The sequence below is a fragment of the Streptomyces anatolicus genome, from assembly GCF_019400875.1.
Lineage (GTDB): Bacteria > Actinomycetota > Actinomycetes > Streptomycetales > Streptomycetaceae > Streptomyces > Streptomyces anatolicus.
This window is the reverse complement of sequence record NZ_WMBF01000152.1, coordinates 1-13,790: the sequence shown is the minus strand read 5'-3', so window position 1 is coordinate 13,790 and position 13,790 is coordinate 1. Positions and strand designations below refer to the sequence as shown.

Annotated in this window: 14 protein-coding genes; 5 read left to right on the top strand and 9 right to left on the bottom strand. The window is 71.6% G+C overall.

Annotated features, from left to right (window positions below; translation table 11 throughout):
• Positions 1-179 precede the first annotated feature (179 nt).
• Positions 180-584, bottom strand: coding sequence for a chaplin (locus GKQ77_RS33380; RefSeq protein WP_219689426.1), 405 nt, complete (start codon positions 582-584; stop codon positions 180-182).
• Positions 585-805: 221 nt separating this feature from the next.
• Here GKQ77_RS33380 and GKQ77_RS15900 point away from each other — a divergent pair, with 221 nt between their 5' ends.
• Positions 806-1,087 (top strand): hypothetical protein, encoded by a 282-nt coding sequence (locus GKQ77_RS15900; protein ID WP_219689425.1) that lies wholly within the window; start codon positions 806-808, stop codon positions 1,085-1,087.
• A gap of 15 nt (positions 1,088-1,102) precedes the next feature.
• Here the strand turns inward: GKQ77_RS15900 and GKQ77_RS15895 are convergent, their stop codons facing one another.
• Both GKQ77_RS15895 and GKQ77_RS15890 read right to left on the bottom strand, forming a co-directional pair.
• Complete coding sequence (locus GKQ77_RS15895; protein ID WP_219689424.1) at positions 1,103-1,750, bottom strand: M23 family metallopeptidase; 648 nt, start codon at positions 1,748-1,750, stop codon at positions 1,103-1,105.
• A gap of 112 nt (positions 1,751-1,862) precedes the next feature.
• Positions 1,863-2,048 (bottom strand): hypothetical protein, encoded by a 186-nt coding sequence (locus GKQ77_RS15890; RefSeq protein WP_219689423.1) that lies wholly within the window; start codon positions 2,046-2,048, stop codon positions 1,863-1,865.
• Positions 2,049-2,231: 183 nt separating this feature from the next.
• Between GKQ77_RS15890 and GKQ77_RS15885 the strand changes: the two genes are divergently transcribed.
• Together GKQ77_RS15885 and GKQ77_RS15880 are read left to right on the top strand one after the other, a co-directional pair.
• Entirely contained in the window at positions 2,232-3,446 is a 1,215-nt protein-coding gene (locus GKQ77_RS15885) for an FAD-dependent monooxygenase (protein WP_219689422.1), read from the top strand.
• A 257-nt stretch (positions 3,447-3,703) separates the two neighbouring features.
• A complete protein-coding gene (locus tag GKQ77_RS15880; RefSeq protein ID WP_219689421.1) occupies positions 3,704-4,651 on the top strand; it encodes a DUF2382 domain-containing protein in 948 nt (315 codons plus the stop codon).
• A gap of 393 nt (positions 4,652-5,044) precedes the next feature.
• On the opposite strand, the gene GKQ77_RS15875 is transcribed toward GKQ77_RS15880, so the two are convergent.
• The 3 genes from GKQ77_RS15875 to GKQ77_RS15865 form a co-directional block, all read right to left on the bottom strand.
• Positions 5,045-5,392 carry a hypothetical protein gene (locus tag GKQ77_RS15875; protein WP_219689420.1) on the bottom strand — a complete coding sequence of 116 codons (348 nt, stop codon included), beginning with the start codon at positions 5,390-5,392 and terminating at the stop codon, positions 5,045-5,047.
• Between the two features lie 111 nt (positions 5,393-5,503).
• Positions 5,504-6,058, bottom strand: a complete 555-nt coding sequence (locus tag GKQ77_RS15870) for a hypothetical protein (RefSeq protein ID WP_219689419.1) — start codon at positions 6,056-6,058, stop codon at positions 5,504-5,506.
• Between the two features lie 48 nt (positions 6,059-6,106).
• Positions 6,107-6,556, bottom strand: a complete 450-nt coding sequence (locus GKQ77_RS15865; protein WP_219689418.1) for a DoxX family membrane protein — start codon at positions 6,554-6,556, stop codon at positions 6,107-6,109.
• A gap of 180 nt (positions 6,557-6,736) precedes the next feature.
• On the opposite strand from GKQ77_RS15865, the gene GKQ77_RS15860 reads away from it, so the two are divergent.
• Positions 6,737-7,972, top strand: coding sequence for an amidohydrolase family protein (locus GKQ77_RS15860; protein WP_219689417.1), 1,236 nt, complete (start codon positions 6,737-6,739; stop codon positions 7,970-7,972).
• Positions 7,973-8,005: 33 nt separating this feature from the next.
• Positions 8,006-8,938, top strand: coding sequence for an FkbM family methyltransferase (locus tag GKQ77_RS15855; protein ID WP_258021394.1), 933 nt, complete (start codon positions 8,006-8,008; stop codon positions 8,936-8,938).
• Positions 8,939-8,981: 43 nt separating this feature from the next.
• Here GKQ77_RS15855 and GKQ77_RS15850 read toward each other — a convergent pair whose 3' ends face one another.
• The 3 genes from GKQ77_RS15850 to GKQ77_RS15840 form a co-directional block, all read right to left on the bottom strand.
• Positions 8,982-9,743, bottom strand: coding sequence for a glycosyltransferase family 2 protein (locus tag GKQ77_RS15850; RefSeq protein ID WP_219689416.1), 762 nt, complete (start codon positions 9,741-9,743; stop codon positions 8,982-8,984).
• A 3-nt stretch (positions 9,744-9,746) separates the two neighbouring features.
• Complete coding sequence (locus tag GKQ77_RS15845) at positions 9,747-10,367, bottom strand: GntR family transcriptional regulator (RefSeq protein WP_219689415.1); 621 nt, start codon at positions 10,365-10,367, stop codon at positions 9,747-9,749.
• A 334-nt stretch (positions 10,368-10,701) separates the two neighbouring features.
• Positions 10,702-13,790, bottom strand: a 3,089-nt coding sequence (locus GKQ77_RS15840) for a WD40 repeat domain-containing protein (protein ID WP_219689414.1), incomplete at its 5' end; no start/stop codon positions are given.

Here is a 13,790-nt window from a genome sequence, read left to right as displayed (position 1 = left end):
CCCCGGCCCCGGCTCGTCCCAGTACCGGCGCGTCGTCGCCCGCCACGAGCCGATGCCGCCGTGGGACGTGCGGCCGGACGACCTGCTTGAGCACAAGGGGCTCTACACCTACGGCAATTAGCCCCAGGGCAGCGCGAAGCCCCCGGTGGAACGCTCACCGGGGGCTTCCTCGGCGGGGATCAGCCGCCGTAGCCACCCTTGTGGTGGCCCTTGCCGTGACCCTTGTCGTGGCCCTTGCCGTGGTGGCCCTTGCCGTGGCCCTTGCCGTGACCCTTGTCGTGGTTCTTGCCGTGGTGGCCCTTGCCGTGGCCGTTGTGGTGGCCGTTGTCCTTGTGGTGGCCGCCGCCGTTGTTGATGCAGGTGTTGCCGAACGCGGGGTTCAGCACACCGATGATGTCGATGGTGTTGCCGCAGACGTTCACGGGGACGTGGATCGGGACCTGGAGCAGGTTGCCCGAGAGCACACCGGGGGAGCCGACGGCCGAGCCCTGCGCACCGGCGTCCGCCGAAGCCAGGCCGGAGCCCCCGAGCACGATGGCGCCGGTGCCGAGGGTGACGGCGGCTGCCTTCGCGATGCGAGACATCACGTTCTCCTTTGAGTCGGAAAGAGCGACTGCTACGCGCAGCCGCATTCTTCTAACGTCTGTTCTCACGGCGAAGTAACGGCATACGACACTCCGGCCACCGGTCCGGAAATCGCTTTTCCGCGCGTCAAACAGACCCGAATGCGCTATTCGGCGTTTCTCATGAGTGAGAACGGAGAAGAAGCCGTGTCCTTGGCGGGGGTCCAGCCGTTTCTGAGGACATGACATCAGCACGACGACTTATCGCCGCTGTCTCGCTGGCCGCCGGAGCAGCCGCCCTGGCCGCCCCCACCGCCCACGCCGCCGACGGCTCGCTGGGGCCGGGCAACATCTCGGTGCAGGGCACGATCAACGACCTCCAGACGGCGGCGATCCCCGAGGGGCAGCGCGCCCTGGTGCCCACGATCGACCAGCAGCTCGGCGGTCTGAGCGAGCTGAACAAACTGCAGCAGCTGATCGACCCGGTGGCCCCCCTCATGAACCTCGTGCCGGCCGTCGCGTAGCCGGTACCACCAGGGCTAGAGGAGCCGGGCTCCCCGTCTGGCGAGGTAGCGGACCGGGTCGATGTCCGAGCCGTAGCCGCGGCGGGCCCGGATCTCCAGGTGCAGATGGGGGCCGGTGGCCCGGCCCGACGCCCCGCTGCTGCCGATGCGGGCCCCGGTGCGGACCCGCGTCCCCTGCTGGACCTGGACGCGGGAGAGATGGGCGAAGACGGCGTAGTGGCCGTCCCGCATCCGCACCGTCACCGCGTTGCCGTACGCCCCCGACCAGCGCGCCAGTACGACGACGCCCGCGCCCACCGCGTACACCGGTGTCCCGCGCGGCACCGCGAGGTCGATGCCCGTGTGGTGCCCGGCGAGCCAGTCGCCGCGGATTCCGTAGCGCGCGCTGACCCTGAAGCGGCGGCGCAGCGGGAGGGTGTACCTGCCGGGCCCCAGCTCAGGGGGGAGGCCCCGGATCTCCTCGGCGGGGACTTGGGCGTCCGCCTCGGCCAGGGCCGCCTCGAACTCGGCGTCGTACCCGCCCGTGCAGACATCCGCTGATCGTGCGGCGGCACGCGGCGCGGTCAGCGGGACCGCGCCGACGGCCAGGATTCCGGCGGCGACGCGCAGAGCGTGGCGCCGCGTGAAAGGCGCCTCGGGCGCCTTCTCTATGTCGTGGTCCATGCCCGCCAGCTCACTAGCGGCGGCCTCGACACGCATCCCGTGGGCCGCCGTCGCTACTCCAGGCGGCGCAATCGGCCCGATCGCACGAAGACCCGCTCGCACGGTGGCCCGATCACATGAAGGACATGCCGCCGCCCACGACGCAGGACCTGCCGTACTTCCAGTCGCACTCGACCTGGCCGACGACGGTTCCGGTACGGCCGACGGGGCCCGTGGGGGCCGCGGCGGAGGGGCTGAAGGCCAGCAGCGGGAACACCACCGCCACCAGCGACACAAGCACTCTGAGGTGAACCGACACGTCCGTTCTCCTCGTGATCGTCGTATCCCGAGACGCTTCCGATCCTGCCCCGATGTCACTCATGATCGCTATTCCATCACCAAGGGTGACCTTGGTGGCGGGCGTCGCGGGGGTGTGAGGGCGGCGGCGACACGGCGTCGGCGTTCAGCCGGGATGCGGCGGGCGGCGCTTACGTTGGTCGGCGTGAAGATCGATTGCGTCGGCGGGGGCCCCGCGTCCCTGTACCTGGCCATCCTCGCCAAGCTTCGGGAACCGGCCCACGAGGTCACCGTCCACGAGAGGCACGCGGCCGGCACCAGCCACGGCTGGGGCGTCACGTTCTGGCCCGATCTCCTGGAGGAGCTGCACCTCCACGACCCCGTCTCCGCGCGTGCCGTAGCCGAGCGTTCCGTGCGCTGGCGCGGCGGCTTCGCGCACGTCGGCGACAGGACCACGGCCCACGACGGCGACGTGGGCCACGCCATCGGACGCCACCGGCTGCGGACGATCCTCGCCGACCGCGCCCAGGAGCTGGGCGTCCGGCTGGAGTTCGGCGTCGAGATCGGCAGCCGCGCCCAGCTGCCCGACGCGGACCTCGTCGTCGCGGGCGACGGCGCGCACAGCAGGCTCCGCACGGAGAGCGCCGCCCACTTCGGCACCCGCGTGACGACCGGCGCCAACCGCTTCATCTGGCTCGGCACCACCCGGGTGTTCACCGCGTTCACCTTCGCCTTCGTGGAGACCGGGCACGGCTGGATCTGGTGTTACGCCTACGGATACAGCCCGGAGCACAGCACCTGCGTGGTGGAGTGCTCCGAGGCCACCTGGACGGGCCTCGGCCTCGACCGGCTCGGTCACGGCGACGCCCTGCGCCTGCTGGAGAGCCTCTTCGCCGACATGCTCGACGGCCACGCGCTCCTGGGGCGTACGGACATCGACGGCCACGCCCAGTGGCAGGCCTTCCCGACCGTCACCAACGCGTCCTGGTCGCACGGCAACCTCGCCCTGATCGGCGACGCCGCGCACACCACGCACTACTCGATCGGCGCCGGCACCAGCCTCGCCCTGCGGGACGCCGCGTGCCTGGCCCGGGCGCTGGGGTCGGCGGGCCCCGAGCGGCTGCCCGCCGCGCTCGCCGCCTACGAGCGCGAGCGCAAGCAGGCCCTGCTCCCGGTGCAGAGCGCGGCCCGGCACAGCGCCCAGTGGTACGAGAACCTGCCCCGGTACATCGGCCTGGCGCCGGAGCGGATGTTCGCGCTGCTCGGCCAGCGTCATTCGCCGCTGCTGCCGTATGTGCCGCCGCAGCTCTACTACCACCTGGACCAGACCGTGGGCCGCCTCCCGTCCCTGCGCCGGCTCAAGCGGAGCCTCGGCCCCCGGCTGGCACGGGCCCTGCAGAGCCGGAGCCCTCGGGGCTGAGCCGGACCGGGGCGGGGCCGCGGTGGGTGTAGTGCCCCTGCGTTCACCCGAATGGCCCTATCGGCTTCCTGGGCCGGTCCGGGCGGTCCGTCCGGCGTCGGCGCCGGGATGGCGTAGCCGCGTACGTCTGCTCCCGCACGCTGCGTGACGCTCCGCCTTGCGCGGCAGGCGTCCTCGGCGCGCGATGGGTACGAGGCGTGCGTCGTCCGTGGCGGATTGGGTTCTGCCCGTCGCACGCTCCAAGGGAGTGATCACCCATGACGCAGGGCGAGGCCTTCACCAACCCCGATGCGCTCAAGGGCCTGACAGCCTACGACCGGACCGGCGAGAAGATCGGCAGCATCGAACGGGTCTACCTCGACGACCGCAGCGGACGCCCCGAGTGGGTGACCGTCAAGACCGGCCTCTTCGGCATGAAGGAGAGCTTCGTGCCGCTGGCCGGTGCCCGGCTGCGGGGCGACGACCTGCACGTCACGGCCACCAAGGAGGCCGTGAAGGAGGCCCCGAGGGTGGATGCCGACCAGCACCTCGACCCTGGCCAGGAGCACGAGCTGTACGCCCACTACGGCCTGACCCGGCCGGGTGCCGCGACCGGCACCGGCAACGCGGCGACCGGCAAGGCGACCGGCACCGGTATGGGCACGGCGGGCACGGCCGGTCTCGCCGGCGCCGGCGCCGGTGCGGGCCAGGGCCGGAGCGCCGCTGACCGCGAGTACGCCATGCGGTCCGGCCTGGGCGACGACACCAAGGACCAGGAGATGGTGCGGTCCGAGGAGCGGCTGCGGGTCGGCACCGAGGAGGAAGAGGTCGGCCAGGCCCGGCTGCGCAAGACGGTCGTGAACGAAGAGGTCAAGACGTCCGTCCCCGTCTCGCACGAGGAGGTCCGCGTCGTACGCGAACCGATCCGCGAGGGCGACCGGGTGCGCGGCACCATCGGCGAGGACGAGACGGAGGTGACCCTGCACTCCGAGCACGCCGTGGTGAGCAAGGAGACCGTGCCGGTCGAACGCGTGCGCCTGGAGACGGAGAAGGTCACCGAGACCGAGGAGATCTCCGACACCGTCCGCAAGGAGCAGATCGAGTTCGACGACGCCCAGCAGGCCAAGAGCCGGCGCCGCGGCATCAAGGGCGAGCGCGGCGTGAAGGGTGAGGGCGGCATGCCGGGCGAGGACTGGCGCGACCGGAAGCAGGGCCCGAGTCACTGACGTTCCGCCGGACCCCGGAGGGAAGCACTCGCAGGAGTGCTTCCCTCCGCTTCTGCGTCCGGGATTCCCGCGTCAGTCTCTGCCCCCGGCCTCGACCACCGGCCCCGGTCACCGGCCTCGCAGCAGCATGTCCCGGCCCCGCCCACGCCATCTGCCGCCCCATCGGCGCCACCGGGCGACGGAATCGTTTCTCCTCGCCGCCCGTACGTGCGCGGACAGCTCGGCAAGGCCATCGGCCCGCCGCAACTGCGCGCACCACTCGCAGTAGTCGAAGCCCGGGTCGTCGTCAAAAGCCGCCATGCCGGGCCCAACGACTCACAAACGCACGTCGGAACGTCCGGGTCAGCCTCGCGTACGGATTTTCACCCGCCCGCACTCAGCCGCGTCGGCCGCTCAGAGGCGGATCAGCCGCTGGGTGATCTCGCGGTACTCCCGCAGCGCGAGCCGGAGTTCGGTGGACTGCGTACCGGGGTCCTGGTCCTGCCAGTTCGCGCGCAGCAGCCGCCGCCGTTCCGCGAGCGCCTTCACCAGCTGGTCGGCGGCCTCGTCGAGGGCGGCGTCGGCCTCCTCGAGCGATTCGTGCGGGGTCTCGTCGAAGGTGTTGATGGCGTGGCCGAGACGGAGCGCGATCTTCTCCCGCTCGTCCGAGGGGAGCAGGGGCTCCGGGCCGCTCGGGCCGCGCTGCGCGCTGCCCCGGGGGCGGTCGGCGGGCTGCTGGGCGCGTGTCTGGTCGTACATCATGAAGTGCCGCTTCCGTTGCGCCTGAGTGCGTACTGGGTGCCGCGTGCTGAACGTCTGGCTGTCAGTCAACGTCCGGCGGGGGCCCGTGTCAACGCGCCGCCGCGCGCCCCTTCAGAGGTGCAGCATGGCCAGCACCTCCGGGCTGCGTACGCCCGTCGCCACGCTCGGGACCTGTTCGCCGGGGCGGATCCAGCCCGCCTCCTCGGCCGCCGCGACGGCCGCCTTCTCGGCCGCCTCGGCTTCGGTGTTCAGCTCCTCGTCCCTGCCCGAGTGCCCGGCCCCCGCCGCGGCCGCCGCGGCCTGCGATGCCCTGAGGGCGGCCCGGCACGCGAGCGCGGAGGGTTCGGCGTCACCGGCGATGAGCTGGGCCATCTGGGAGGCCTGCGCCGCGGCCGCCGCCGCGTTGCGGGCGCAGCGCGAGTCCGCGGCCGGGTCGGGCGCGGACTCGGAGAGCACGGCGAGGGCCTGCGCCGCCACGCGCGCCGCGTGGGCGGCCTTCCATACGGCGTCCGCGTGCTCGGCGCCATGCCGCTCGACGTGGCGGCAGAGGGCTGCCGCGCGGGCCGCCGCGCTCTCGGCGCGGGCGGCGTGGTCCGCTCTGAGGGCCGCCGCCGTGGGCTGCCACTCTTGGTGGGCTTCGTGGTCTTCGTGGCCGTGCTCGTTCATCGGGCACCTCCAAGTCCGCGTACCTGGTACCTCGTATCCCGTACGTATCTAAAGAAAGATCCCCAGCGCCGCGTCCAGGGACCACGCCTGCCAGCTCATGGCGAACAGCGCGACGAGCGAGATGAGCGCCATCATGAGGTTCTGCCCCTGCTCGGCCCAGTCGTGGATCATCAGCACGAGATAGACCAGGTTGAGCACGAGGCCAGCGACGAGGGCGATCGGGGTGAGGAAGCCGAGGATCAGGCCGAGGCCGAGCGCGAGTTCCGCGTAGGCGACGACGTAGGCCATGACCCGCGGCCGGGGCCTGACCACGGCGTCGAAGCCGCTGCGGACCACCGCCCACCTGTGTTTCTCGGCGATGCCCGCCGCCCAGCCGATCCCGCCTCCTTTGAACCACTCCTTCTTGTCCTTGTGGCGCCAGCTCTCCAGCCACCACAGGCCGAGCCCGATCCGGAGCACGGCCAGCCACTCGGCGCCGCCGAGCCACATCGTCTGCATCGGAAGCCTTCCCTCGACCGGACCTGAAGAGTCGTCAGTTCAGCTCACGCGCCACGCCCGCGCAAGGGGTGGGGCGAGTTCCGGGGTGGTGGTTGCCGTCGTTCCGGCGAGCCCATAACCTCGATCTGATGGTCCGTCAGATTCGGTGGACGGAACCGGCGAGCCGTAGGGGGCGACGCAGTGGACAGCAGCGAGGTCGGCACCAAGGAAATCCCCCGGGTCATCAGCGTGGACGACCACGTGATCGAGCCCGCGCACCTCTTCGAGACGTGGCTCCCGGCCAAGTACCGCGACCGAGGCCCGAAGCCCTTCACCGCGGGCATCGGCGAACTGGCGTACGTCGGCGGCAAGTACAAGTTCACGACGGACCCGCAGGGCCAGACCACCGACTGGTGGGAGTACGAGGGCGACCTCTTCCCGTACAAGCGCATCATCGCCGCCGTCGGCTTCTCCCGTGACGAGATGACCCTGGACGGCATCACCAGGGAGCAGATGCGGCGCGGCTGCTGGGATCCGAAGGCGCGGCTGGAGGACATGGACGTCAACCACGTCGAGGCCTCGCTCTGCTTCCCCACCTTCCCCCGCTTCTGCGGGCAGACCTTCGCCGAGGCCAAGGACAAGGAGGTGGGCCTCGCCTGCGTCCGCGCCTATAACGACTGGATGGTCGAGGAGTGGTGCGGCGACAGCGGGGGCAGGCTGATCCCGCTCTGTCTGATCCCGCTGTGGGACATCGACCTCGCCGTCGCCGAGATCCGGCGCAACGCCGCCCGTGGGGTGCGCGCGGTGACCTTCTCCGAGATCCCGACGTATCTGGGGCTGCCGTCGATCCACTCCGGCTACTGGGACCCGTTCTTCGCGGCCTGCGAGGAGACCGGCACGGTCGTGAACATGCACATCGGGTCCTCGTCACAGATGCCGGCGGCCTCCCCCGACGCCCCGCCCGCCGTCCAGGCCGCGCTGAGCTTCAACAACGCCATGGCCTCGATGATGGACTTCCTCTTCTCGGGGGTCCTGGTGAAGTTCCCGAGGCTCAAACTCGCCTACAGCGAGGGGCAGATGGGGTGGATTCCGTACGCCCTGGAGCGCGCCGACGACGTATGGCAGGAGCACCGTGCGTGGGGCGGCGTCAAGGATCTGGTCCCCGAGCCGCCGTCGACGTACTACTACCGGCAGATCTTCTGCTGCTTCTTCCGCGACAAGCACGGCATCGAGTCGATCGAGACGGTCGGGGTCGACAACGCGACCTTCGAGACGGACTACCCGCACGTCGACTCGACCTGGCCGCATACGGAACAGGTGGCGCGGGAGCACGTCGGCGGGCTGCCCGAGGAGGTCGCGTACAAGCTGCTGCGGGGCAACGCGATCCGGATGCTCGGGCTGGCGTTCGACCAGGACCGGGGGGCCGCCCGGCGTTAGGGTTCGCCTGTTCCCTGCTGGAAAGGCGATCGGATGAACACCCCCATGACGGAGGGCGTGACGGAGGCCCTGGTCACACTCGGCCGCGCCTATGTACGGCGAGCCCCAGGGACGCTGTTCAAGAGCGCGCTCGCCGCCCGTTTCCTCAATCCCCGCCTGCGGGACCATCCCCGCCGCAGGGTCGTCGACGTGGAGTGCGGCGCCCTGTTCGCGGTCGACACCCAGGACCTCATCCAGCGCTATCTGTACCTCTTCGGTGCCTGGGAGCCGCACATGACGCGGTGGCTGAAGAGCCGTCTGCGCGGCGGTGACGTGCTGGTGGACGTCGGTGCCAACGTAGGGGTCTTCGCCGTCCTCGGCTCGCGGCTCGTCGGCGACACGGGACGGGTCGTCGCCGTCGAGGCGTCCCCGACCTTTCACCGGCGGCTGCTGCGGAACGCCGCGCTGAACGGCTGCGACAACATCCGCGCGGTCAACGCGGCGGTCTCCGACAGCCACAAGTCGCTGACCTTCATCCTCGCAAGCTCCCACAACATGGGCGCGAACTCGATCGTTCCCTACGAGGGTCCGGCCGAGTCCACCTTCGAGGCGCGGGCGCTGCCGCTCCCGGAACTCCTGGAGGCGGACGAGATCGCCAGGGCCCGCGTGATCAAGATCGATGTCGAGGGCGCGGAGGGCGGGGTCGTCCGGGGGCTGGAGCCCGTGCTCGACCGGCTCCGCCCGGATGTGGAGATCGCCGTGGAGGTCACGCCCGAACGCATGGCCCAGCTCGGCGACTCGGCCGACGAACTGCTCGCTACCATGCGGGAGCACGGCTTCCACAGCTACCGGCTCGCCAACGACTACGCGCCCCAGAGCTATCCGCGCGCGATGAAGCGGCCTGCGGCTCCCGTGCGGTGGCGGGGGCCGGTGGTGGGCGAGACCGAGCTGGTCTTCTCGCGGGTCGACGCGGAGGTCCTGGTCTGACGGGGGGGTGCGGCTCCGGCGGGGTCGTCCGGTGGCGCGGGGGTCAGCCGGTGGCGGCGGGATACGCCCACTGGAAGTGGGCCAGCGCCCGGGCCCGGGCCTCGACGACCGCCATCCGGGCCGCCCGCTCGGCGGCGTCCGTGTGGGAGGTCTGGCTGGTGGCCTGCCCCTCCCACTTGCGGTAGAGCAGCCCCACGTCGGCCGAGAACCAGCCCCGCGCCACGGAGTTCAGGGCGAGCAGCAGGCCCGTGTCCTCGGAGGCGGGCAGCGCCATCCAGCCGCCGAGGGCGACGAGCAGGCCGCGCCGGACGAAGAGCGTCGCCGGGTGCACCTGCGCGCGGAAGTCGTGGGCCGACCAGTAGTCAAGGACCGCGCCGCGCTCGACGGGCCCCTGCTCGGGGTCGCCGGGGAACCCTGCCGTCGAACCGTCGGGCAGCAGGTCGAGCACCCGGGAAGTGGCCCAGCCGAGCGTCGGGTCGCCCTCCAGCGCGGCGAGATCACGGGCCAGCGCACCGGGCGTGAGCTGGTCGTCGGCGTCCAGGATCTTGACGTAGTCGCCGTCCGCGTGGGCGAGCGCCATCGTGCGGGCGACGCCGGGCCCGCCGGGGCGCCCCTGACGGAAGGAGACCCGCTCGTCGTCCGGGACGCGCGGGGTGACCTCATCCGTCCTGCCGTCCTCCTGGATCAGCCATCGCCACTCCCAGCCCGTGGGCAACTCCTGCTCGCACAGGGACTCGTACGCCGCCGGCAGGAAGCGCGCCGACGGGGCGTGAACGGCCGTGACGACCGTGATGCGCCGGCTCATGGCTCACCACCTCTCCAGGCGAGTCGTGAAGGACAGTTCCGTGCGGTCACCGGGCATGATCAGTTCCGACATCTCGACGACCCGGTCCTCGATGTCGTACGCGAGCTTGCGGATCACGAGGACCGCCGCGCCGGGCGGCAGGCCGAGTTCCGCTCCCTCCTCGGACGTCGGCGGGCGGGCCGTGACGTGCTCCTCTATGCGGTCGATCTCGATGCCGACCGTGTGGAGCTGGCTCATGGTGCCGCCCGGCCACGGTTCGTTCTTCTCGTCCAGGAGGGCGGGGTTGGCCTCGACGAGGCTCCGGATCAGATACGACGTCACCAGGGTGAACGGCGCGTCCTCGGCGCTGTAGCGGGTGCGGTAGGTGCGCTCCACGAGCGGGGTGCCCTCGGCGACCCCCATGGCGTCGCCGATCTCCTTGGGCGCCTCGATCTCGCGGTAAGAGGCGTGGAAGACGAGGTCGTCGACCTCAAGGCCGGTGTCGTGCTCGGTCGAGCCCGTGGCGAGCCGCTTCTCCTCGGGCTGGCGGGCGCGGTCCTTCTCCCACTGGTGGCGGCCGTTGTCGCGCCGCACGGGCGTGCGGGGCGGGTGCCCCTCCGCCGACTTTTCGCTGGATTTCGCCACTGCCGCTCACCGTCCCGTCGTCCGACAGGAGTCAGAGTACGACTCCTCATCAGGACGCTTACGTGATCGACGTTATGCCAACCGCCTGACTTACCGGCGATTTCCGGTTCGGCAAGACGATGAGGTTTTCGGCCGCGTCGCCGTCGTAAAAGAAATGCCCGACCGCTGGCGACGGGGGATGCACCAGCGATCGGGCTGTGGCCAACAGTAACAAGGCCGCATCCATGTGGGGAGTCAACTTCGCAGCTGAAATGGGGGGTTGTGATCGGGATCACGCCGTGAAGGTGCGGTGTTCAACTGCCTTCCGCAATCCTGTTGAAGGGCAGAGTTCTTCCTACTCGTCACACGGGGGCTCGTATGAGAGCCGGGGCAGATACTCGCTCCACTTTTCCGGTGTCAGAACGCCCCGAGTGGTCGAGCAGACGCGGCGAATCGCCGCCTCGGGGTCGAGGTTCCACATCCGGACGGTATCGGTGCCGCTGGACACCCCGAGCATGTCGCTCTGCGGACTGAACGACAGAAAGCTGCCCGCCTTGGCGTTGGGGCTCATCGACTGGCCGATGGCGGACGCCTCGGAGGGGTCGGCGACAGCCCAGAGCCGCACCGTGTTGTCGTTGGCGCCGGTCGCCAGGGTCGTGCCGTCCTGACTGAACGTCAGCGACACCACCGCGTCGGTGTGGCCCTTCAGCGTGGCCTGGGGCCGGGACGCCTTGGTCCGCGAGTCGCCGTGCGCGCCGGAGTGCGGGGCGGCGGGGTCCCAGAGCCGGACCGTGCCGTCGTCGCTGCCGCTGGCCAGGGTCTTGCCGTCCGGGCTGTAGGAGAGCGTGTTGATGGGGCCGAGGTGCCCGGTCAGCGGCTTGCCGAACGGCGTGGCGTGCCGCGGGTCGGCCGTCTTCCAGAGCCGGATGGTGCCGTCCGCGCTCCCGCTGGCCAGGCGCCGCCCGTCCTTGTGGAACACCAGGGAGTTGACGTACCCCTTGTGGCCGGTGAGCGGCTTACCGAGCGGGCGGAGACGTGCGGGGTCGGTGACGTTCCACAGCTGGATGGTGCGGTCGGTCTGGGGGGTCGCGAGCGTGCGTCCGTCGGGGCTGAACGCCAGCGCGGCCGCGAACCGCGTGCGCAGCGCGACGGGCGGCCCGTACGCGACGGGCCGGGTCGGGTCGGTGACGTTCCACAGCCGGACCGCGCTGTTCGCCGTGAGCACCGCGAGCGTGTGCCCGTCGGGGGAGAACGCCAACGTACGTATGTCTCCCTTCCCGTCACCCTTCCCGGACCGGAACGGCTTGCTCAGCATGACCGGTCTGCCGGGGCGCGCCACGTTCCACAGCCGGACCTTGTCGTCGCGCGCGGCCGTGGCGAGCACCTTGCCGTCGGGGCGGAAGACTCCCATCCGCCCGATCATGTCGGTCACCGGGATCGACCACAGCCGCACCTTGTTGTCGCCGGTCCCGGTGGCGAGCGTACGTCCGTCGGGGCTGAAGCCGAGCGCGTACATCTCCCCGCTGCTGCCCGCGAGCGGCTCGCCGACCTGGGACGGGTGCGCCGGATCGCTGACGTTCCACAGACTCGCCGTGCTGTCCGCGCTCGCGCCGGCAAGCATCGTCCCCTCGGAGTTGAAGGAGACGGACCACAGGGGGCCGGTGTGGCCGGTGAGCGGCGCGCCGAGCGGCTTCGCGCGCCGGGGGTCGGCCACGTTCCAGAGCCTGAGGGTGTTGTCCGAGCTGCCGCTGGCGAGCGTGCGCCCGTCGGGGTTGAAGGCCACGGAGTGCACCCCGCTCGTATGGCCCTTCAGCACCTTCTCGATCGGCTCCGGGCGCCGCGGGTCGGCCATGTCCCACAGCCGGATCGTGCTGTCGTCGCCCCCGGCCGCCAGCGTCCGCCCGTCGGGGCTGAAGGCCACGGAGCGCACGGCCGCCGTGCCGCCGGTCAGGGTGCGCAGCGCCTTCGGACTGCCCGGTTCCGCCACGTTCCACAGGCGGACGGTGTGGTCGTCCTGGGCGGTGGCGAGCGTGCGTCCGTCGGGGCTGAAGGCGACCAGGTAGATCGTGCCGCCGTCGCCGGTCAGGGGGGTGCCCAGCAGGCGCGGGCGGCTGGGGTCGCGGATGTCCCACAGCCTGATCGTGCCGTCGTCCGAGGCGCTGGCGAGCGTGCGGCCGTCCGGGCTGAAGACGGCGCTGCTCACCCAGCTCTTGTGGCCGGTCAGGGGCTTGCCTACGCGCTTGGGGCGCGAGGGGTCCGCCACGTCCCACAGCCGTACGGTCCGGTCGTAGCTGGCGGTGGCGAGGAGCCGTCCGCTCGGGCTGAACGAGGTGAGGTAGACGGCGCCGGTGTGGCCGAGCAGCGGCGTGGCCAGCGGCGCGTTCACGATCGAGAGCAGGCGGTTGCGCGTGGCCGCGTCGCCCGGCCGCATCCGGTGGGCCACCAGGTCGAGCTGGGCGGAGAGCGAGGGGTCGGTGGTCTGGGCGCGATCGGCCTCGGCGACCACCTGCTGGAACACCGCGTCGTCCCGCTGCTGCCAGGCGACCACCGCCGAGACGACGGCCACCATCGCCAGGACGACGAGCGCCGCCACCGCGCCGCGGGCGATCCAGACCGTGCGCCGGCGCAGCCTGGCCGACGCCGCGAGGAACTCCGTCGCGCCCCGCGTCAGGAACGTGGCCCCGGCGGACTTCGCCCAGGCGCGGGCGTGCTCAAGGCGCGAACCCCGGTAGAGCAGCGCGGTGTCGCGCTCCGATTCCTCCCAGGCCCGGCCGTCCTCCTCCAGGCGCTGGCGCAGCAGGTGGTCGTTGCGGTCCTCGTCGATCCAGTCGCGCAGCCGCGGCCAGGCGTGCAGCAGCGCCTCGTGCGTGATCTCCACGGTCTCCGCGTCGAGCGTCACGAGCCGGGCGCGGACCAGCGCTTCGAGCGACTCCTCCGTCTTGCCGGGGTCCGTCGGCTCCTCCGCGAGCTGGCGCCGGGTGCCCCGTCTGCGGGTGGCCTGGGTGTCCTCGCCGAGCCGGACGAGGCGCAGCAGGAGCAGGCGCGCGGCGGTGCGGGCCGCCGGGTCGAGGTCGGACCAGGCCCGCTCGGCGGTCGCGGCCACCGCGCCCTGGATTCCGCCCGCCGCGCGGTATCCGGCGAGCGTCAGCCGTCCCGTCTTGCGGCGCTGCCAGGTGGCGAGCAGGGCGTGGGAGAGGAGCGGCAGCACTCCCGCGTCGTGCGTCCCGCGGGGGCCGTCGGTGCTCACTTCCCGGACGATCAGCTCGGCGAGGCCCGGTTCGAGCTCCAGGCCCACGGATTTGGCGGGTCCGGTCACCGCCTCGCGCAGCTCCGCGTTGGTCAGCGGGCCGAGCACCATGTGCCGGTGCTGGAGCGCGTCGGCCAGTTCGGGGTGGCCGAGGCACTGCTCGTAGAAGTCGGCGCGGATGCCGAGGACTACGAGGG

Coding starts and splice junctions, on each gene's coding strand:
- GKQ77_RS15880 (WP_219689421.1), top strand. CDS start 3,704: ATGACGCAGGGCGAGGCCTTCACCAACCCCGATGCGCTCAAGGGCCTG.
- GKQ77_RS15855 (WP_258021394.1), top strand. CDS start 8,006: ATGAACACCCCCATGACGGAGGGCGTGACGGAGGCCCTGGTCACACTC.
- GKQ77_RS15865 (WP_219689418.1), bottom strand. CDS start 6,556: ATGCAGACGATGTGGCTCGGCGGCGCCGAGTGGCTGGCCGTGCTCCGG.
- GKQ77_RS15875 (WP_219689420.1), bottom strand. CDS start 5,392: ATGATGTACGACCAGACACGCGCCCAGCAGCCCGCCGACCGCCCCCGG.
- GKQ77_RS15870 (WP_219689419.1), bottom strand. CDS start 6,058: ATGAACGAGCACGGCCACGAAGACCACGAAGCCCACCAAGAGTGGCAG.
- GKQ77_RS33380 (WP_219689426.1), bottom strand. CDS start 584: ATGTCTCGCATCGCGAAGGCAGCCGCCGTCACCCTCGGCACCGGCGCC.
- GKQ77_RS15900 (WP_219689425.1), top strand. CDS start 806: ATGACATCAGCACGACGACTTATCGCCGCTGTCTCGCTGGCCGCCGGA.
- GKQ77_RS15895 (WP_219689424.1), bottom strand. CDS start 1,750: ATGGACCACGACATAGAGAAGGCGCCCGAGGCGCCTTTCACGCGGCGC.
- GKQ77_RS15850 (WP_219689416.1), bottom strand. CDS start 9,743: ATGAGCCGGCGCATCACGGTCGTCACGGCCGTTCACGCCCCGTCGGCG.